The sequence below is a fragment of the Blautia sp. NSJ-140 genome (genome assembly GCF_022868965.1).
Taxonomy (GTDB): Bacteria; Bacillota; Clostridia; order Lachnospirales; family Lachnospiraceae; genus Blautia_A.
In genome coordinates this window covers 359,643-379,549 of the sequence record NZ_JALIFS010000001.1, presented here as the reverse complement: position 1 = coordinate 379,549, position 19,907 = coordinate 359,643, and the positions used below count along the sequence as shown (strand labels likewise).

Below are 19,907 nucleotides of genomic sequence, written 5' to 3'. Positions count from 1 at the left end.
GGTATGCTGTATCATAATGGGGAAAAGCTTACAAAAGAGAAATTTCAGGATCCGGGAAGCGAGTACAGAGCGGCTCCGTTCTGGGCATGGAACTGTAAGATGACAGAAGCGGAGATCGACAATACTCTGGATGCTCTGAAGGAAATGGGAATGGGCGGCGGACATATCCACTGCCGCACAGGAATGGATAATCCTTACATGGGCGAAGAGTTTCTGGATCTGGTAAAATATTCCTGGAAAAAAAGCCTGGAAAAAAATATGCTGACCTGGCTGTATGATGAAGACCGCTGGCCATCCGGAGCAGGCGGCGGACTGGTAACAAGAGACCACAAATACAGGATCCGTTTTCTGCTTTTTACTCCGGAGTGCCAGGATGGAAAAGAGATTGAAAACAGCGAACTTCGTTCTTCCGGACAGGCGATCCGAAGCAATGAGCGTACATTCCTTGGAAGATATCAGGTACGGCTGGAGGATGGTTATCTTACAGAGTATGAAAAGATCGATGAGGATGCACCGCTGAAGGAGGGATTTCAGGAATGGTTTGCCTATCTTGAGGTGTCCGGTGATAATCCATGGTTTAACAATGAGGCGTATCTGAACACACTGGATAAAGAGGCAGTGGAGCGTTTTATCCAGGTAACCCACGAGAAGTATTATGAAAATCTGGGAGAGGAGTTTGGGAAAACCATTCCTGCCATCTTTACAGATGAGCCGCAGTTTTCCCATAAACAGTGCCTGGATTTTGCAGATGAGCGGATGGATGTGACCATTCCATATACCGATGATCTGGAAGAAACTTTCCGTGATGCATATGGACATAGCCTTCTTAAGCATCTTCCGGAACTGTTCTGGGAACTTCCGGGAGATGCAGTTTCCAGAATCCGTTATGAGTATCATGACCACATTGCGGAGCGTTTTGCAGAGGCTTTTGCGGATACTGTGGGAGGCTGGTGTAAGGAACATGGCATTGCCCTGACCGGACATATGATGGAGGAGCCGACTCTGGAAACACAGACAGCGGCCCTGGGAGAAGCCATGCGTTCCTATCGTTCCTTTGAGATCCCGGGAATTGATATGCTCTGTGACAGAAGAGAATTTTCTACTGCAAAGCAGGCAGAAAGTGCTGTGCACCAGTTTGGAAGAGAGGGAATGACAAGTGAACTTTATGGTGTTACAAACTGGGATTTTGATTTCCGGGGCCATAAGCTTCAGGGAGACTGGCAGGCAGCTCTTGGAGTAACGGTCCGTGTGCCGCATCTGACCTGGACCTCCATGGCAGGTGAGGCAAAACGTGATTACCCGGCTTCTATCAGCTACCAGTCGCCGTGGTATAAAGAATATCCCCTTGTGGAAAATTATTTTGCAAGAGTCAATACAGCCCTCACAAGAGGTGTGCCACATGTGAAGCTGGCAGTGATCCATCCGGTAGAGTCTTACTGGCTTTTCTGGGGACCGAAGGAGCAGACAGCACCAATCCGTGAGGAGATGGATGAAAACTTTATCCATATGATCGAATGGCTGCTTTATGGTACCGTTGATTTTGATTTTATTTCAGAGTCTCTGCTTCCGGATCTGAATCAGGGACAGGAAGAGGAAAAACTTCTGAAGGTGGGAGTAATGAAATATGATACAGTTCTCGTACCGAACTGCCTGACACTTCGAAGCTCTACCTTGGAGATTCTTGAGAAATTTAAGGAAAGAGGCGGCCGGGTGATCTTTGCAGGACAGCTTCCGAAATATGCGGATGCCAGTCCGTCAGACAGAGGTGCGAAGCTGGCAGAGAAGTGTGAGATTGTGTCATTCAGTAAGTACCGTCTGCTGGAGGCTGTGAAAGAGGCAAGAGATATCGAGGTACTTGAGGATGACGGTAAACCAGCTACAAACCTGATCTACCAGATGAGAGAAGAGGGAGAAAACCGCTGGCTGTTCCTGTGTCATGTAAACCGTACAGATAAGGTCTCCGATGCCTGTATCGTGATCAATGAACTGCAGGAGCGTAAGAAAAATCAGGATCTTCCAAGAGAAGAAAAACTCCGCATCCGTATCCGTGGATCCTGGAAGATGACGGTATATGATGCCATGACAGGTGAAATTTATCCGGTGAAAGCAGAGTACCATAAAGGGGACACTGTTCTGGAACGAAGCATGTTTGATCACGACAGTCTTCTTCTCTGGCTGGAGCCGGCTGGCACAGCATCCATGGTATCAGAAGAATTGCTTTCTGAAACAGATAATGCTGAGAATACTGAGAATGATTCTGCGAGTGAGGAGAAGAAATGTAGCTTCCAGCTGGATATTTCCGATCAGGTGGAGATTGTTCGCAGTGAGCCGAATGTAAGTATTCTGGATCTGGCTGAATATGCGTTTGACGGTGGGGAGTGGCAGCCGGAGGAAGAGATTCTCCGCATTGACAATCTGTTCCGTGAGAAACTGGGATATCCGCTCCGCATGGAGGCTTTTGCACAGCCGTGGACCAATGACAGAGAGGAAGGCTTTGAACATACTTTGTCCCTGCGATTCCATATTCATACAGAGGTTCTGTTGGAAGGGATTTTCCTTGCCATGGAAAATGACGGGAAAACCAGAATATTCCTGGATGAGAAAGCAGTGGAAAACCGTGCAGAGGGATGGTATACAGATCACTGTATCCGCAAAGTGCCGCTTCCGAAGATGGAATCCGGAGAGCATGAACTGGTTGTGGAGATCCCTTACAATTCCAAAGTGAATATCGAAGCAATGTTCCTGCTGGGAGAGTTTTCCGTGAAAGTTGTGGGAAGAGATCAGGTGCTGGATGCGGTGAGCCACAAGGCAGCCTTCAGTGATCTTACCGTTCAGGGTTATCCGTTCTATGGTGGAAATGTGACATATAAAATTCCATTTATCAGCAAAGGCGGAGAAGTAAATGTACGGGCAAATCTGTTCCGCGCACCGGTTATGAAGGCTTCTGTGGATGGAAAAGAAGCGGGGTATATTGCATTTTCTCCTTATGAGGTATCTCTTGGTGAACTGCCGTCAGGAGAGCATCTCCTGGAGTTGACTGTATTTGGAAACAGGGTGAATACATTTGGAATCTTACACAACTGTGACCAGAAAGAAGACTGGTATGGACCAAATGCATGGAGGACAACCGGTGACCTCTGGTCCTATGAGTATCAGATAAAACCGTCAGGTCTTCTGAAAGCGCCGGTTTTTGTAGAGAAAAATTAAGGCTTGTAATTATAAAAAGAGCGCGTTATAATGAACCCATAAAAAAGAAAATTTCTTCGGGGCAGGGTGTGATTCCCTACCGGCGGTATAGTCCGCGACCCGCTTTGGCGGCTGATCTGGTGAGATTCCGGAACCGACAGTAAAGTCTGGATGAGAGAAGAACGCGCAGTATTTGAAGAACGTGCTCAGTGCCCCGGGAAGAAGCTCCCGGGGCTTTTTATGTGAAGAAATTTTTTTCGCATAAAGATTTCTTGTAGAAATTTTCTTTGAATATTTCTGAAGAAGGAGAGAGAGTTATGAGTGAACAGATATTACAGAGAGGAAATGCCGTGGAAAGAAGCAGAACAAGAACCATCGCGCAGGTAGCCATGCTTGGTGCTGTGGCAGGAGTATTGATGAATCTTGAGTTTCCGATTCCTTTTCTTGCACCGTCTTTTTATCAGCTTGATTTTTCCGAGGTACCGGTTATGGTAGGAACCTTCGCTATGGGACCAGTGGCAGGTATCCTGATCGAGCTTGTGAAGATCCTTGTACATCTTGTGACTAAGGGAACCATGACTGCCGGTGTTGGTGATGTTGCCAACTTCCTGTTTGGATGTGCCTATGTGGTACCGGCCGGCCTGATCTATCGTTTCCGTCATAAAAAGAGCAGAGTACATGCAGTTGCAGGTATGGCAGCAGGAACAGTTCTGACAGCGATCCTTGCATGCTTTGTCAATGCCTTTGTGCTGCTTCCGGCTTACGGTAAGGCTTTTGGAATGCCGATCGAGACTTTTATCCAGATGGGAAGCGCAGTACACAGTTCCGTAAACGGACTGCTTACCTTTGCACTGCTGATCATTGCACCGTTTAATATCTTTAAGTATGCACTGACATCTCTGATCGTGTTTGTAATTTATAAGAAGATCCGTGTTGTACTGAAGGGTGACTGATCATAAGCAGTTGCCGGAGGATGAAGAAAAGATCAGAAATTGGTGGTTTCAGATAAATATCTGAGAATGTGAGAAATGCCATGTAATATATTGCCGATGGGCAGTAAATTACATGGCATTTTTTATGTCAGGCGTTTTGTTCAGCAGCTTTCATGACTCCGAGCTCACGTCTGGCAAAAACAACGGCCAGTACAAATGCAGAGGTATCTGCAATTGGTCCTGCGTACATGACGCCATCGATTCCGAAGCAAATCGGGAAAATGACGATCAGTGGCAGCAGGAAGAGCACCTGTCTTGTAAGGGACATGATCACACCAAGTCTGGCTTTTCCAATGGAGGTAAAAAAGCCGGCGGACATAGGCTGGATTCCGTTGGCAAAGGTCATCAGCATGAAGATGCGGAGATATTTTTCTGCAAAATGAAAGTACAGGTCGCTGCCGTTTCCGAAGATGCCTACGATCTGATGTGGGAAGAACTGGAAGCAGATAAAAAATATGGTTGCGATCACAGTACATAAGGTTACGGAATAGCGGTATGTCTGGCGCACGCGGCTGTATTTTTCGGCACCGTAATTAAAGCCCCAGATGGGCTGGGAGCCCTGGGAGATTCCGATGCAGATGGCCATAAATACCTGGTTGACTTTGGAAATGATTCCTGCACAGGCGATCGGAATATCACTCCCGTAGGCTGAGAGTGCTCCGTAATGGCGAAGTGTATTGTTCATGACGATCTGCACTGCAGCAATGGCAACCTGATTGATACAGGATGCCATTCCCAGAGAAAAAATGGCAGACAGATTGCGTGCCTTAGGAATCAGCATGGAGCGGTCTAGGTACATTTTCCGAAGTCTGGAAAAATAAAAAATGATCAGAAGTCCGGATACGACCTGACCGATCACGGTTGCCCAGGCAGCACCTTTGATGCCCCAGCCGAATCCAAAGATGAAAAGTGGGTCCAGGATGGTGTTGATGACAGCACCAGCCAGGATACAGGTCATGGAATAGGTGGGACTCCTGTCTGCACGGACCAGGTGATTGCCGCCTGTGCTTAAAACGTAAAAAGGAAGTCCAATGGCGGTGATCCCCATGTAATCAATGGCATAGGGCATGACGTCCGGTGTTCCGCCGAAAAAATGAAGCAGTGGCTTCAGGAACAGAAGGACGATGACAGAGAGTATCGTACCGGAGATTATCAGCGAGGAAAGTCCGGTTCCTGCGATGGAGCTGGCTTTTTTTTCGTTTCCTGCGCCCATTTCCAGGTTGTAATTGGAGGCACTGCCGATTCCCAGGAGCAGTGCAGCAGCAGTAGAGATAATGGTTACGGGAAATGCGATATTTGTGGCGGCGTTTCCAAGCATTCCTACGCCCTGGCCGATAAAGATCTGGTCAACGATATTGTACAGAGCGCTGACCAGCATGCTGATGATGGCGGGAATGGCGAATTTGGTGATCAGGCTGCCTACAGGGGCGGTTCCCAGAGGGTTTTCGGCCTGGGCAGAGGTGGTCTGGTTTTTCAATGTTTTTTCCTTCTTTCTTATCTACAGTAGCTGTTTGGTAATGTAATAAGTAATTTTTATAGTAGGGTATTTATTATAGCACTATTGTGAAGTGAGTGTAAGTATAAAAAATTGACCTTTGGTTTTGGATGGGATAAAATGTTTTTAGAAAAAAATTTCGGGAAGGAGCTTTTCAGATGGGTAAGATCAACAATGTGAAAAAACTTACAGATAATAAGTTCGTGAATCTTTATGGGGTGGATGCGACCAGTGTACATGATACGCCGGTTTCTTATTTTGTGGCTTCCAGGGCGAAGTGTGTGGAGGATTTGAAGCTTTCTACGGGGGAGAATCATCCGGACGGGGTGATCATTTACAGTATTTATGGAGAGCAGAGGGATAAGGTTGTGCTGATCCGTCAGTATCGGTATACGATCGGCGGGTATATTTATGAGTTTCCGGCGGGACTTGTGGAGCCTGGGGAGGATTTCCATGAGGGTGCCGTGCGGGAGATGTTTGAGGAGACCGGGTTGAAGCTGGAGCCGATCAAGGTTGCGGAGGCTTTTGAGAAGCCGTATTTTACGACGATTGGGATGACGGATGAATCTTGTGCTACGGTTTATGGGTATGCCAGTGGTGAGGTTAGTAAGGCTGCTCAGGAGGATAGTGAAGAGATTGAAGTTGTTATTGCTGACAGAGATGAAGTGCGAAGGATTTTGAAGGAGGAGAGGGTTGCTATTATGTGTGCATATATGTTGATGCACTTTTTGAAGGATGAGGAGCCGTTTGGGTTCCTTGGGGAGATTTAAATGATGGAAGGGGACGCCAGCGAGGGGCTTCTTTCCAGACTGGGGCTTCGTCGGGGGCTGGCTTCTAAGGTGCCGGAATTCTGCTAAAAGCGCTTCAAATAATCTCGAACTCGCGTCTGAAGCCGCTCAAACAGCGAGATTTTTTGAAGCAACGCAGATTTCCGCCACCTAAGAATCAGCTCCCCTCCTGCAGAGTCAGTCTGGAAAGAAGCCCCTTACTGGCTGTGCGTTGGCCGTGAGACGTGTTAAATCTCGTGGGGAGTGTTGATAGTATGGTGGCATGACGGGAGTTGGATGAGCCGTCAGCGCTGCGCTGGACGGCTGGGAGGAAAGGCTGAGTTTCCTTGTGGTTTGACGAGAGGGGGCCATCGGCGCTGCGCTGGACGGCTGGGAGGAAAGGCTGAGTTTCCTTGTGGTTTGACGAGAGGGGTGGCCATCAGCGCTGCGCTGGATGGCTGGGGAAAACGGGGAATCTGCGGCTGCGGATTCCCCGTTTTGATCAGAGTTCTATGAGTTTTCCAAGGTCTTTGTTGTATTTGCAGTATTTGCCGTTTTCGGAGATAAATGGCTGGTAGGTGTCGGTCCGGTTGTCTTTGACGTAGACGATTCCGGTGGCGATCATTTCTACCAGGGAGAAGCGTTTGCTTAAGCTGGAGATCCAGCGGTAGGTTTTTTCGTTGCCGGAGTCTGCCATGAGAAGGTTGTAGCCGCCTGGGCAGGATTCTAGGGTGAAGTAGACTTTCTGGGACCGGATGGAGGTGTTGAAGACCTGACCGGTGATGTAGGTGGAGAAGTTGGTTTCTACAAATTGGCGGAAGGTGTAGAAATCGTAGATCACGCCGGTGGTCTCATCTTTGATCTTGTCGCCGCGTTCGATGCGGGCTTTCAGGAGTTTGAGGACTTCGATGGTCCAATTGATGAAGGAGATGCTGCTGTAGGTCATGCTTTCCTGAAGCTTGTCGACCAGCTGTTTTGACAGAATATTGGATTTTGATGCTTCATTAAAAAGTTCTTCGTTCATAATGTTCCCTCCAGTGTTGAATTTTATATGGTTTTCGCTCTTTTTTTGTATCTTTTATTATAAGTCTGAATTGTATATAAAGCAATAAAAAATACGTAAAATACAAAGGCGATTATTGAAAAGTGATATATAATTAACAGATGTGTCTTAAAAATATCAGTGTTTTTACCGGCTTGTTTAAAAATGGATTGTAAATATCTAGTTTATTTCACTAAGTGTAAGTGAGAAATTTACCAAATATCCCCATTTTATTGATGGAATTTTGTCGTATATCTCCCTTGACATAAAGCCTTCCTCCGGGTGTATCATATGCAGTGTTAAAGGAGGTAGACTATTATGTTTGAGACATTACAGGAGAAGACTGAAGAGAAAGCAATGGTGCAGTTCCTTGAACGCTTTACAGATTATCCATTTCTGGTAAAGTTCAAGAATTCCGAGTATCACATCGGAGAGGGTGAACCTACATTTACGGTGAATTTTAAGAAAGCGATTCCTCTGGCAGATCTGATGAAGAGCACATCCCTTGCACTGGGTGAGGCGTATATGCGTGGAGATCTGGATATCGAGGGAAATCTTTATGAAGCGCTGGATCATTTTCTGGGTCAGATGGGAAAATTTTCTACCAATGAATCTGCTCTGAAAAAGATCATGTTCAGTTCAACATCAAAGAAGAACCAGGAAAAGGAAGTAACCAGCCATTATGATATTGGAAATGACTTTTATAAACTTTGGCTGGATGAGACTATGAGTTATTCCTGCGGGTATTTTATCCATGAGGATGATACGTTGTATCAGGCACAGGTAAATAAAGTTGATTATATTCTTAAAAAATTACATCTGGAAGAGGGTATGAGTCTTCTGGATATCGGCTGCGGCTGGGGCTTTCTGCTGATCGAGGCAGCTAAGAAATATAAGGTTCATGGTACCGGTATCACCTTAAGTCATGAACAGTATGCAGAATTTCAGAGACGGATCAAGGATCAGGGTCTGGAAGATTATCTTACGGTAGAGCTGATGGATTACCGTGATCTGCCAAAGAAAGAGTATCAGTTTGACCGTGTTGTCAGTGTCGGTATGCTGGAGCATGTTGGACGTGATAATTATCAGCTGTTTCTTGACTGCGTAGAAAAGGTTCTGAAGCCGGGCGGACTGTTCCTGCTTCATTTTATCAGTGCTCTGAAGGAGCATCCGGGCGATCCGTGGGTCAAGAAATATATTTTTCCGGGTGGAACTGTTCCGAGCTTACGTGAGATCCTGAACCATATGGCAGAGGACAATTTCCATACCCTGGATATCGAAAATCTCCGTCTGCATTACAATAAGACATTGCTTCACTGGGAAAAGAATTTCCGGGACAATATTGAAAAAGAAAAGACTATGTTTGACGAAGAGTTCCTGCGTATGTGGGATCTGTACCTGTCAGCATGTGCGGCAACCTTCCACAACGGAATTATCGATCTTCATCAGATCCTTATGACCAAGGGTGTGAATAATGATCTGCCAATGACCCGCTGGTATTGATTTTCTCTTTACAAATCTGCCGGAAAGGAATATCATACTTTTATAAAAGAATTAATAAAAGCAATCAAGAGGTTTGATATGGCAGGAAAAGCAGAGAAAAAAAACAATACAAGATCCAGGATCATCACCTATGTGATGAATAACCGGAGCACCTCAAAGGTGGAGCTTTCCAAAAACCTGAATATGAGTATGCCGACTGTGCTGTCCAACGTAAATGAACTGATGGAGAGCGGTGTTCTTGTAGAGACCGGGGAGTATGCATCCACAGGAGGCAGAAAGGCGAAAAGTATCGGCATTAATCCTTCTTACCGTTATGCAGCAGGAATTATGATCACGGCGAATCATGTCGGGATGGTCCTGGTAAATATGCGGTCAGAGGTTGAGAAGACAGAGCGTGTAAGAATGAAGTTTTCTCCGGAGACTTCTTACTGCCTGGAGTTGTCTTCCCTGGTCAAAGATTTTCTGGGAGATATGGAAGCTCCTGAGAAGCTGCTTGGAATCGGAATCTCAATTCCCGGGATCATCAGTCGGGAGCAGCATCTTGTTGTGAAATCGCATGCGCTTAAGATCGAAAATTACAGCCTCAGTTTTCTGGAGCAGGCTTTTTCCTGTCCTGTTTATTTTGAAAATGACGCGAATGCAGCTATGCTGGCGGAAGATCTTCATCTGTATCAGGACGCGATCTATCTGTCTCTTAATAATACGCTTGGCGGTGCTTTCTGTATTGACGGGAAACTGTTTGCCGGGCAGAATCAGAAGGCCGGTGAGTTTGGCCATATGATCCTGGTTCCGGGTGGCAGACCGTGTTACTGCGGCAAGAAGGGATGCGCAGACGCTTACTGTGCATCCAGCGCGCTGACCGGTGAGCGCTATGAGTCTTTGGAACAGTTTATGGACAGTCTTTCCGCAGGAGAAGCAGATGCCTCTGAAAAATGGGGAGAGTATCTGGACCATCTTGCCGTACTGATCTCCAATCTCCGGATGGCTTATGATATGGATATTATCCTGGGCGGCGAGGTTGGCGGATATCTGCCGGATCATATGCTGCCTCTCGGAGAAAAAGTGATGGAGTACAATGGTTTTGACCGTGATACCAGATATCTTAAGAACTGCAGCTACCGGAAGGAAGCATCTGCAGTTGGCGCGGCGAAGCACTTTTTTCATGAGCTGATCAAAAATATTTAACCGAATCAAGTAAGTCCCCTGCGGGGGTGTGAATATCCGATTGACCAAATGCATAGAGAATACGAATCATGCAGAGAAAAGAATCTGCAGCTCCGGCATGGAAGAACCTTGCCGGAGCTGCGGGTTCTTTTTTTATGTGGTGGATAGTGAAATGTGCATAAAAAAACCGGATCGAATTTGTTCAACAGGGAGAATCACCGGAAACCCTATTGACAAATCCTCTCAAAAGAACAATAATGTAATTACTTTAATAAAACAATTAATAAAAGATAATACATAATAAACAAGGAGGAAAAACATTATGATCCAGCAGGTAATGACAAATCCAGGAGAGATTATTTTCAGAGAGGTTCCGGTTCCGAAGGTGGGAGATGACCAGGTTCTCGTTAAGATCATGAACATTGGTATCTGCGGTTCCGATATTCATGTATATCACGGCAAGCATCCTTTTACCAAGTATCCGGTGACACAGGGACATGAGGTGTCCGGTGAGATTACAGAGCTGGGAAAGAATGTCACAGGCTTTCAGGTAGGACAGAAGGTAACGATCGAGCCACAGGTATACTGCGGACATTGTTATCCATGCCGCCACGGCAAATATAATCTCTGCGAAGAGCTGAAGGTTATGGGCTTCCAGACAACAGGAACAGCTTCCGAGTATTTTGCGGTAGACGCTTCCAAGGTCACACCGATCCCGGAGGAAATGTCTTATGAGGAAGGTGCGATGATCGAGCCTCTGGCAGTTGCTGTTCACGCAGTGAAACAGATGGGCGATGTGAAGGGGATGAATATTGCTGTTCTTGGTGCCGGCCCCATTGGAAATCTGGTGGCACAGAGTGCCAAAGGAATGGGCGCTGCGAAGGTTATGATCACGGATGTCAGTGATCTTCGCCTTGAGAAAGCGAAAGAGTGCGGTATTGATGTGTGCGTAAATACCAAGGAGAAAGATTTTGGTGAGGCTATGGTGGAAGCTTTTGGCCCGGATAAAGCAGATGTGATCTATGACTGTGCCGGAAATAACATCACCATGGGACAGGCGATCAAATACGCAAGAAAAGGCAGCGTGATCGTGCTGGTAGCTGTTTTTGCGGATATGGCCACCATTGACCTGGCAGTTGCCAATGACCATGAGCTGGATATCAAGAGCACGATGATGTACCGTCATGATGACTATGTGGATGCCATCGATCTTGTGAACGCAGAGAAGGTTCATTTAAGACCGCTGATTTCCAAGACCTTTGCCTTTAAGGATTATCTCAAGGCTTACCAGTATATTGATGCCAACCGTGAGACAACCATGAAGGTTATCATCAACGTGCAGGAGAAATAACACCAGGAAATGTACTAACAGGAAATCTCCCGGATGTGGATGTCCGGGAGAGATATAAGCGATAAGCAGTAAACGAGGAGTAACGAAAAACAGGAGGAGTTATGGGTAGTGAAGACAGATACGGAAAGGTACCGCTGATCAGTAAGATCGCGTATGGCTTTGGTGATGTAGGCTGTAATTTCAGCTGGATGTTTGTCAGTAATTTTTTGATGATATTTTACACAGATGTATTCGGGATCAGTATGACGGCTGTTTCAGCACTGATGCTGTTCTCAAGATTCTGGGATGCGATCAACGATCCCATTGTCGGAGGACTTACGGATAAGACGAAGACCAGATGGGGACGGTACCGTCCGTGGCTGCTCATTGCGGCGCCTGTTACAGCGATCCTTCTGATGATGACGTTCTGGGCACATCCGGACTGGTCGGATACATCCAAGATCATCTATATGGTGATCACATACTGCCTGCTGGTGTTGGGATATACCTGTGTAAACATTCCATACGGAACGCTTTGCGGCGCAATGACACAGGACATTGATGAGCGGGCGAAGATCAACACGTCCCGTTCGGTTGCGGCTATGATCGCTATCGGAATTATCAACATCATTACTGTGCCTTTGATCGGAAAACTGGGAAGCAGCAGTCAGAAGACAGGTTATCTTTTGGTAGCTATCATTTACGGATGCATTTTTGCGGCATGTCATATTTTCTGCTTTGCAAAAACAAAGGAGCAGGTGACCACACCGGAAAAAGAAAAGATCTCCATCCGGGTTCAGCTGAAAGCAGTCATGCAGAACCGGCCATATCTTCTGGCACTGGTGGGACAGGTACTGTTTGGTTTCACTCTTTACGGAAGAAACGCGGATGTTCTGTATTACTTTACCTATGTGGAGGGAAACGCGTCTTACTATACAACTTACTCCATGTGTATCATCATTCCGTCCATTATCGGAGCTGCCTGCTTTCAGCCGGTCTTCCGGAAACTGAACAACAAAGGGCGGACAGCGTCTCTGTTTGCGCTCCTTACCGGAATTTCCATGCTTGCCATGTATTTCTTTAATGTAAAAGAATCTCCGGCTGCCTTTTACGCCCTGGCAGGAATCACACAGTTCTTTTTCTCCGGATTTAACACGGCAATCTATGCGATCATACCGGACTGCGTGGAATACGGAGAATGGAAAACAGGTCTTCGCAACGATGGTTTCCAGTATGCGTTCGTATCCCTCGGAAACAAGATTGGAATGGCGATCGGAACAGCGCTCCTTGCGGCGCTTCTGGGAAAATACGGTTATGTGGCAAACCAGGCCCAGAATTCAGCCGTGCTCAGCATCATGAAACATTCCTTTACCACGATCCCCGGAATCCTGTGGATCGTTACGGCAGTGGTGCTGTTCTTCTACAGATTGAACAGAAAAAGATACAATGAGATCGTGGAAGATCTGAAACATGGAAAAAGAGGATAATATGAGAACCATAAAAGCTCCCGGATGTGGCTGTCCGGGAGCTTTGCTTTATATATGGAGAAGTGTTTCAAAATCCTTTTGGCACATAGGTCGGTAATACAGAAAGCCTTGGATTTCGTCACAGCCCTCTGCTTTTAAAAATTCTGCAATTTCTTTTGTTTCCACACCTTCGCATACGATAGATTTTCCCATACGTTTCAGCATATGGAAAACTTCCTGGAGAACGATCTGGGTGTTTTCGGTCAGAGAATCCCCCAGGAATTTTCGGTCGATCTTAACTTCATTAAAGAGCAGATCTTTCAGTGTATTTAATGAGGAATAACCAGAACCGAAATCATCCATGGAGATTTGGATATTCAGCTGCTTCAGGCGTCGGATCACCTGATTGACAGCTTCTGTATTATTTACATAAGTGGATTCTGTGATCTCAAAGGTCAGCCTGGAAGTATCCACCTGATAGGTATGTATCAGCTCGCAGATCTTTTTTACAAAGTTTTCCGGTTCTTCGAAATGAAGAGGAGAAACATTTAAGGACAGCCGAAAATTTTCGGGAAGAAATTCCACAGATTCCTGAAGCCAACGGAAGGTTTTTTCATAAACATAATAATCCAGGCGGATCACAAAGCCGTTTTGCTCAAAAAGAGGAATATATACAGCTGGTGACCATAGCATTTTTTGGTCACGAATCCATCGAACCAGAACTTCCGCACTGGAGATATTTCCATTTTGGGGAGTTACTTTGGGCTGAAAATATATTTGAAATTCCTCGTTTTTCAGTGCCTGATGAAAAGAGTGGAGAATCTCGGCCTGCATTTTTTCCTGGCGGTCGATCTCATCAGAATAAATACAGCAAGGAGAAAGCATTTTTTTGGAAAGTCTACGGGCTACATTTGCACAGGAAAGGATAGTTTCCGGAGTGGTATCGGCATCAGGAACAAGGCAGATTCCGGAGTTGGTACGGAAAAAATTTACATGGAAGGTATTTCTCATACGCTTGCAGATTTTTCGGTCAAGAGCTTGGATCTCTGAAAGAAATGCATCATTTGTAAGATCAGAAATATCTGCAATGCTGATAAAAACATCCGAGAAAAAACGAGTGGTAAAAATGGTAAAAGGTGCACCGGCAATTTCTTCATAGACCATGTTCAGAATCTCATTTCCCAGGGAATATCCATATTTATCATTGATAAAATGAAAGTTTTCCACATCAATGGAGATCAGAGCAAGGGAATGGGTGTTTCCGGTATTACTCTGAATCTGCCGAATCTTTTCGGAAAGAGTTTCAGAAGAAATCGTGGGAATTGCAGTGCCTGCACAAACGGAACGGGAAGAAAATTTTTTATTTGCTGCAATTTTCTTATGCGCTTTATCCTGATACATTTTCTGATCTGCCGCATTAATAAGATCCTGCATCATAAAGTAGTGATTTTGATAGCTGACCTCGTAACCGATGGCATAGCTTAGCGGAAGGGTGGTTCTGCTATTATATTCCTGTACAAGGGAATTCAGTTTTCGGGCCATCTGTCGAAGAGAGGCTTCTGAAGTATTTTGTTGGATGATGATAAATTCATCTCCTCCGTAACGGGCAAGGAAACTGTCAGAATCAAGGATGCGCGTCAGACAGTAGGAGAAGGACTGGATAAATTCGTCTCCTTTTTCATGCCCGTAGGTGTCATTGACATATTTCAGATCATTCAGATCGAACATCATGACACCGATGCCAAAGGTACTCGGACGGTTATTTAGCTCCAGAATCAGTTTTTCCAGGGAAGTTTTATTGTGGACACCGGTGATATCACGGAAGGCTTTTACGATAAGGCGGGAAAGCAGCTCTCTCTGAATCAGGGAAAGGGCAAGAGTCACCACAAGCAGAGCCAGTGCAATTTCCATAAGCCGGAGCATAGGATAATAAGAAACACCGGGTTCCTGAAGAAATTTCAGGAGATACAGGTCAATGATCAGCAGGATTACAAGCGCCAGCAGGATGCATTCACAAAGATGAAGTACACTTTTTTCTTTTTTCATAAATTAAATAAATCTCCTTGTTGTTTACTGATAAAATGGCAGAGTATTTCAGACTTGCACGATGATCATTTTGGCAAAGTCCTGATTGATGCCGATCTTGCTTTCCTGGATTCGTACAATATAAGAGCCGAAAAGAATCGACAGAATCCGTACCGTTGCTCCTTCAAGAAAACCAAGCGTTTCCAGATGATGGCGTTCGTTTTCATTGCCGCATATTTTTTGAATGATATAATCTGTGTTGATATCAGCTAAATTCAGTGGCATAGTTCCTCCGGCAAAATGGTTTTATTTTAAATTAGTTTTAACTAACATTATATCGCAAAGAAAAGATATGTCAATGGTTTGCAGAGTGTTACTTTTGAGTGAAATTTTTCAAAGCAGTTTTATATGGGACGACAGGCGGAGCAGTTTGTGATATGATAAAAAAATATCGTCAATAAATATAAGAATGTTTAGAAATTGTTTAGCCGACAGGCGTATAAGGAAGATGAATAAAAATGCAGCAGGGGAGATAGAAAAATGGATACGGTAAAATAAGATTTCAGCAGACTTTTTCGCTGTATGCAGCGCGCCGAAAGAGGAGAAGAGCTGACAATAGGCTTCTTTGGCGGTTCAATCACCCAGGGCAAGATCCTGAAGCCGCTGATTAATCTTGTGAGCAGCTTTGCCATGGGAACTACGGTTCTGCTGGGGCAGCAGATTGGCTGTGGAGAGCGGAAAAAGGGAGGTCGGACGGTGGGAACAGCTATCGTGATGTTCGGAGTGATCGCGCTGATCATGACTGTGATCCTTGTGATTTTTGCGCCTCAGGTCAGCAGTATCATGAATGCGCCGGAAGAAGCTTTTGACAAGACTGTGGATTATGTACGGATCTGCTGGTAAGTATTTCCTTCCTGATCATTCTTGCCATCGTGAATTCCATGGGTGTGACAGCTTCCGCAGGAGTGGGAGTTGCGGAAAAAGTCTGCGCGTTTATCATGCTGATCTCCTCAGCATTTATGCAGTCCATCTCTGCTTTTGTGGCTCAGAATTACGGCGCGGGACAGATGGACCGTGCAAAAAAAGCACTGCATTATGGGGTGGCAGTTTCTTTTGCCATCGGCGTGGGAATGTTTTTCCTGTCATTTTTCCATGGAGGTGCTCTGGCGGGAATCTTCTCATCGGATACCATGGTTATTGATGTGGCGGCAGATTATCTGAAAGCCTATGCCATTGACTGCATGCTGTATCTGAAAAAGAAGCAGCGTGTATAAAGTGATATGGTACGGGATTATTATGGTAATGGAAATGTACTTATATGAAAAAAGAGGAAAATGCTATGGTTTATACAACGGATTATCAGTCACCACTGGGAACGATCTTTCTTGCGGCAGATGAAAAAGGTCTTACCGGTCTGTGGCTGGAAGGGCAGAAATACTATGCTGCCCAGATAAAAAAAGAAGAATGCAGGCAGGAAGAAACGCCGGTATTGAAGGATACAGAACGCTGGCTGGATATTTATTTTCAGGGAAAAGAGCCGGATTTTATGCCGGCGCTTCATCCGGTGGGAACAGAATTTCAGTGTGCGGTGTGGGAGATCCTGCGCAGGATTCCTTACGGCCGGACGATCACCTACGGTGAGATCGCCGGACAGCTTGCCGCACAGCGGGGTGTGAAAAAAATGTCCGCGCAGGCGGTAGGAGGAGCGGTGGGTCATAACAAGATATCCATTATCATTCCCTGCCACCGTGTGGTGGGAAGTAACGGAAGTCTCACCGGATATGCCGGCGGGATCGACAAGAAGATCGCGCTTCTGAAACTGGAAAAAACAGATATGACCGGATTTTTTGTTCCGAAGGAGGGAACGGCACTGTAGAAAAACAGAAAACGTTTTCAGAAATATGCACTGTTGATTCTTTTATAATTATGATAAAATAAATAAAAATTTTGTACGGGAGGAATCATCATGGAGAATATTTTTCACAGAGTAAGTATCCGAAAATATGAAGACAGACCGGTAGAGAAAGAAAAGATCCTGCAGATCCTGAAAGCAGGTATGCAGGCCCCAAGCGCGTGCAATCAGCAGCCCTGGGAATTTTATGTGGTAACAGATAAAGAGAAGATCAGGAAGCTTTCCGGTGCGACGCCTTATTCCGGCTGCGCGGCAGGTGCGCCTGTTGTGATCGTTCCGGTATATCGCAAAGAAGGCCTGGTGGTACAGTCTATGGCACAGATCGATATGTCCATTGCCCAGGAGAATATCTGGCTGGAAACCGATGCTCTGGGACTTGGCGGTGTGTGGATCGGAATCGCACCGATGCAGGACCGCATGGATGAGGTTCATGACATGCTGGAGCTTCCGGAAAACGTGGAGGTATTTTCTCTGTTTGCCCTGGGCTATCCGGCAGAAAAAAGAGAACAGCAGAACCGGTTTGATGAAAGCAGGATCCATTTCGTGGAATAAAACAGCTGACTGTGAAGAAACATAATGACAGAATCGAGGAACAAAAAATGGAACATATCGCAAGAGATGAAGCATTTGTTTTATTAAAAAAATACAACAAAGACCCTTTTCATATTCAGCACGCACTGACAGTTGAGGCAGTGATGAAGTGGTACGCAAAAGAGCTGGGATATGGAGATGACGCAGAGTACTGGGGCATTGTAGGACTGTTCCATGACATTGATTTTGAACTTTATCCGGAGGAACACTGTCTGAAAGCACCGGAGCTTCTTCGTGAGGCTGGTGTGGGAGAGGATATCATTCATGCAGTGGTTTCCCATGGCTACGGAATTACCGTTGGCTGTGGAAAAACCATTGAGACGGAACCGGAGCATGAAATGGAAAAAGTTCTCTTTGCGGCAGATGAGCTGACAGGACTGATCTGGGCAGCAGCGCTGATGCGTCCGTCAAAAAGCACCAAGGACATGGAACTGAAATCCCTCAAAAAGAAATATAAGAGCAAAGGCTTCGCAGCCGGCTGCTCCAGAGAGGTGATCCAGCGTGGTGCTGATCAGCTGGGATGGGATCTTGCCAAGCTTCTTACCATGACACTGCAGGCCATGGCAGACAGCGAAGATGAGATTCAGAAAGAGATGGAAGCGGAAGAAGTATAAGAATAGTAAAAATCACCAATGCTGAGAAGGGTGTTTTGTGAAAGAAGCCTTTTGCAGAAAAAACTTTTCTGCGGTAAAATAAAAGATAGAATCTGTATAAAATTCAAACAGGCATTTATCGTAGTAAGTTAAGAAAACAGGAAGAGGTGGATAACATGAAAGAATACGAGATCATTATTGAAACGATCAATCCATGCGGCGGCGAGCGTCATTCCCAGCAGGAGATCATTGAAGCGGAGATTGAGAGCCCGGAAGCTTATGTGAAACAGAACGGAAGATTTCCGGTGATCGATACGGCGCAGAATCCGGACGGGGATGTGGTGATCGTAACCGGTGACGGAAACGGTTACATGGTAAGATATACATTTACAGAATAAAAAAACAGCGTCTGCAGAAAAGAAGCTGCAGATGCTGTTTTTTTGTCGAAATGGAAGGCAGTTATGTATAAGGAGGAACAAAACATGAAAGTATTAATGCTTAACGGAAGTCCCAGGGGAAAGGGAAATACAGCACTTGCGCTGGAGGAAATGAAAAAAGTCTTTGAGCAGGAGGGCGTGGAAGCTGAGATCGTGCGGGTAGGACATAAAGACGTGAGAGGCTGCATTGCCTGTCAGCGCTGCTACGAGCTTGGAAAATGTGTCTTTGATGACATCGTAAATGAACTGGCGCCGAAATTTGAAGAAGCAGACGGTCTTGTAGTTGCCAGTCCGGTCTATTTTGCTTCTGCCAATGCCACACTGGTTGCTGTTCTTACCAGACTTTTTTACAGCACCCATTTTGACAAGACCATGAAGGTAGGTGCCAGCGTTGTCTGTGCAAGACGTGGCGGATGTTCCGCCACCTTTGATGAGCTGAACAAATTTTTCACCATCTCAAATATGCCCATCGCATCCAGCCAGTACTGGAATTCCATTCATGGACGGGAGCAGGGAGAAGCAGAACAGGATGAGGAAGGTAAGCAGACCATGCGTGTCCTTGCCAGAAACATGACATTCCTCATGAAGAGCATTGCCCTGGGAAAAGAAAAATTCGGGCTTCCGGAAACAGAAGAACGGGCATTTACTCATTTTATCAGATGACGAGGTGATTTTGATCTTCACCTTACTGTAATCATTGACATTACAACGGGAAGGATATATGATAAGAAAAAACAGAAGAGGTGAAGAAGAATGCAGATATCCAGCAGATTTACGTTAGCAGTGCACATTTTTACATGCATTGATACGTTTCAGAATGAATATAAAGTAACCAGTGATTTTATTGCGGGCAGTACCAATGTAAATCCGGTGATCATCCGCAAGATCCTTCTGCAGCTGAAGGCTGCCGGTCTGGTGCAGGTTGCCAGGGGAACCGGCGGAACTACCATTACCAGACCGTTATCAGAAATCACATTTCTGGATATATATAAAGCGGTGGAGTGTGTGGAAGACAACAAGCTCTTTCACTTCCACGAGAATCCCAACCCGCAGTGTCCGGTAGGAAAAAATATCCACAATATCCTGGATGATAAGCTGCAGCAGGTGCAGGACGCAATGGAGCGGGAGCTTCAGTCTATCACTTTGGAGGATGTGAAAGAAGATCTGGAGAAATATCTTCAGTAGTAAAAGATAAAACAGAACAGAATCGCGAAAGCGCATCACAGAAATGATAAGCCGCTACCAAGCAGAGAAGTTATGAAATCTGCTGAGTAGCGGTTTTTTATATTGTGGGAAATTGCTCAGTGATATTTCATGGTACAAAAAAGCACTTGAGAAAAAAATATAAAAATCTAGTTGTAACTATTGACATTACAATAAAACGATGCTATATTACTTGATGTA

Annotated in this window: 19 protein-coding genes and 1 riboswitch; of the genes, 15 read left to right on the top strand and 4 right to left on the bottom strand. The window is 45.5% G+C overall.

The features are described 5' to 3' along the window. Positions 1 to 3 precede the first annotated feature (3 nt). Together MUB50_RS01720 and MUB50_RS01715 are read left to right on the top strand one after the other, a co-directional pair. On the top strand, positions 4 to 3,207 hold the full coding sequence (locus MUB50_RS01720) for a glycosyl hydrolase (protein WP_244789908.1): 3,204 nt from the start codon (positions 4 to 6) through the stop codon (positions 3,205 to 3,207). A gap of 48 nt (positions 3,208 to 3,255) precedes the next feature. Then, a riboswitch (FMN riboswitch) is annotated at positions 3,256 to 3,373 on the top strand. Between the two features lie 130 nt (positions 3,374 to 3,503). After that, the gene (locus MUB50_RS01715; RefSeq protein ID WP_022426189.1) at positions 3,504 to 4,139 is read left to right on the top strand and encodes an ECF transporter S component; all 636 of its coding nucleotides are present in this window, start codon (positions 3,504 to 3,506) and stop codon (positions 4,137 to 4,139) included. 127 nt (positions 4,140 to 4,266) lie between these two features. On the opposite strand, the gene MUB50_RS01710 is transcribed toward MUB50_RS01715, so the two are convergent. Beyond that, entirely contained in the window at positions 4,267 to 5,655 is a 1,389-nt protein-coding gene (locus tag MUB50_RS01710) for an MATE family efflux transporter (protein ID WP_244789910.1), read from the bottom strand. A 176-nt stretch (positions 5,656 to 5,831) separates the two neighbouring features. Between MUB50_RS01710 and MUB50_RS01705 the strand changes: the two genes are divergently transcribed. After that, the gene (locus MUB50_RS01705; RefSeq protein WP_138277020.1) at positions 5,832 to 6,443 is read left to right on the top strand and encodes an NUDIX hydrolase; all 612 of its coding nucleotides are present in this window, start codon (positions 5,832 to 5,834) and stop codon (positions 6,441 to 6,443) included. A 499-nt stretch (positions 6,444 to 6,942) separates the two neighbouring features. On the opposite strand, the gene MUB50_RS01700 is transcribed toward MUB50_RS01705, so the two are convergent. Then, the gene (locus MUB50_RS01700; protein WP_118623288.1) at positions 6,943 to 7,464 is read right to left on the bottom strand and encodes a hypothetical protein; all 522 of its coding nucleotides are present in this window, start codon (positions 7,462 to 7,464) and stop codon (positions 6,943 to 6,945) included. 336 nt (positions 7,465 to 7,800) lie between these two features. On the opposite strand from MUB50_RS01700, the gene MUB50_RS01695 reads away from it, so the two are divergent. From MUB50_RS01695 to MUB50_RS01680, 4 genes are all read left to right on the top strand, one after another. Further along, complete coding sequence (locus MUB50_RS01695; RefSeq protein ID WP_015526215.1) at positions 7,801 to 8,985, top strand: SAM-dependent methyltransferase; 1,185 nt, start codon at positions 7,801 to 7,803, stop codon at positions 8,983 to 8,985. Between the two features lie 78 nt (positions 8,986 to 9,063). Further along, positions 9,064 to 10,170 carry an ROK family transcriptional regulator gene (locus tag MUB50_RS01690; protein WP_118512648.1) on the top strand — a complete coding sequence of 369 codons (1,107 nt, stop codon included), beginning with the start codon at positions 9,064 to 9,066 and terminating at the stop codon, positions 10,168 to 10,170. A 301-nt stretch (positions 10,171 to 10,471) separates the two neighbouring features. Next, on the top strand, positions 10,472 to 11,500 hold the full coding sequence (locus tag MUB50_RS01685; protein ID WP_118623290.1) for a zinc-dependent alcohol dehydrogenase: 1,029 nt from the start codon (positions 10,472 to 10,474) through the stop codon (positions 11,498 to 11,500). A 101-nt stretch (positions 11,501 to 11,601) separates the two neighbouring features. Then, positions 11,602 to 12,966, top strand: coding sequence for an MFS transporter (locus MUB50_RS01680; RefSeq protein ID WP_118512646.1), 1,365 nt, complete (start codon positions 11,602 to 11,604; stop codon positions 12,964 to 12,966). Positions 12,967 to 13,014: 48 nt separating this feature from the next. On the opposite strand, the gene MUB50_RS01675 is transcribed toward MUB50_RS01680, so the two are convergent. Further along, positions 13,015 to 14,991 carry an EAL domain-containing protein gene (locus MUB50_RS01675; protein WP_118623292.1) on the bottom strand — a complete coding sequence of 659 codons (1,977 nt, stop codon included), beginning with the start codon at positions 14,989 to 14,991 and terminating at the stop codon, positions 13,015 to 13,017. A 48-nt stretch (positions 14,992 to 15,039) separates the two neighbouring features. Next, positions 15,040 to 15,255: a FeoA family protein gene (locus MUB50_RS01670; RefSeq protein WP_118512644.1), complete on the bottom strand. Its 216-nt coding sequence runs from the start codon at positions 15,253 to 15,255 to the stop codon at positions 15,040 to 15,042. Positions 15,256 to 15,552: 297 nt separating this feature from the next. Here MUB50_RS01670 and MUB50_RS01665 point away from each other — a divergent pair, with 297 nt between their 5' ends. From MUB50_RS01665 to MUB50_RS01630, 8 genes are all read left to right on the top strand, one after another. After that, positions 15,553 to 15,873, top strand: a complete 321-nt coding sequence (locus MUB50_RS01665) for an MATE family efflux transporter (RefSeq protein ID WP_118512643.1) — start codon at positions 15,553 to 15,555, stop codon at positions 15,871 to 15,873. 38 nt (positions 15,874 to 15,911) lie between these two features. After that, positions 15,912 to 16,244, top strand: coding sequence for an MATE family efflux transporter (locus tag MUB50_RS01660; RefSeq protein WP_244789912.1), 333 nt, complete (start codon positions 15,912 to 15,914; stop codon positions 16,242 to 16,244). A 65-nt stretch (positions 16,245 to 16,309) separates the two neighbouring features. Then, entirely contained in the window at positions 16,310 to 16,846 is a 537-nt protein-coding gene (locus MUB50_RS01655) for a methylated-DNA--[protein]-cysteine S-methyltransferase (protein ID WP_118623636.1), read from the top strand. 90 nt (positions 16,847 to 16,936) lie between these two features. Continuing rightward, positions 16,937 to 17,434 carry a nitroreductase family protein gene (locus tag MUB50_RS01650; protein WP_118623294.1) on the top strand — a complete coding sequence of 166 codons (498 nt, stop codon included), beginning with the start codon at positions 16,937 to 16,939 and terminating at the stop codon, positions 17,432 to 17,434. 47 nt (positions 17,435 to 17,481) lie between these two features. Then, positions 17,482 to 18,087, top strand: a complete 606-nt coding sequence (locus MUB50_RS01645) for a hydrolase (protein WP_118623296.1) — start codon at positions 17,482 to 17,484, stop codon at positions 18,085 to 18,087. Between the two features lie 155 nt (positions 18,088 to 18,242). Further along, complete coding sequence (locus tag MUB50_RS01640; RefSeq protein WP_118512642.1) at positions 18,243 to 18,464, top strand: hypothetical protein; 222 nt, start codon at positions 18,243 to 18,245, stop codon at positions 18,462 to 18,464. A gap of 84 nt (positions 18,465 to 18,548) precedes the next feature. Further along, positions 18,549 to 19,166 (top strand): flavodoxin family protein, encoded by a 618-nt coding sequence (locus MUB50_RS01635; protein WP_118512641.1) that lies wholly within the window; start codon positions 18,549 to 18,551, stop codon positions 19,164 to 19,166. 90 nt (positions 19,167 to 19,256) lie between these two features. Continuing rightward, positions 19,257 to 19,688, top strand: coding sequence for an Rrf2 family transcriptional regulator (locus tag MUB50_RS01630; RefSeq protein WP_118512640.1), 432 nt, complete (start codon positions 19,257 to 19,259; stop codon positions 19,686 to 19,688). Positions 19,689 to 19,907 lie beyond the last annotated feature (219 nt).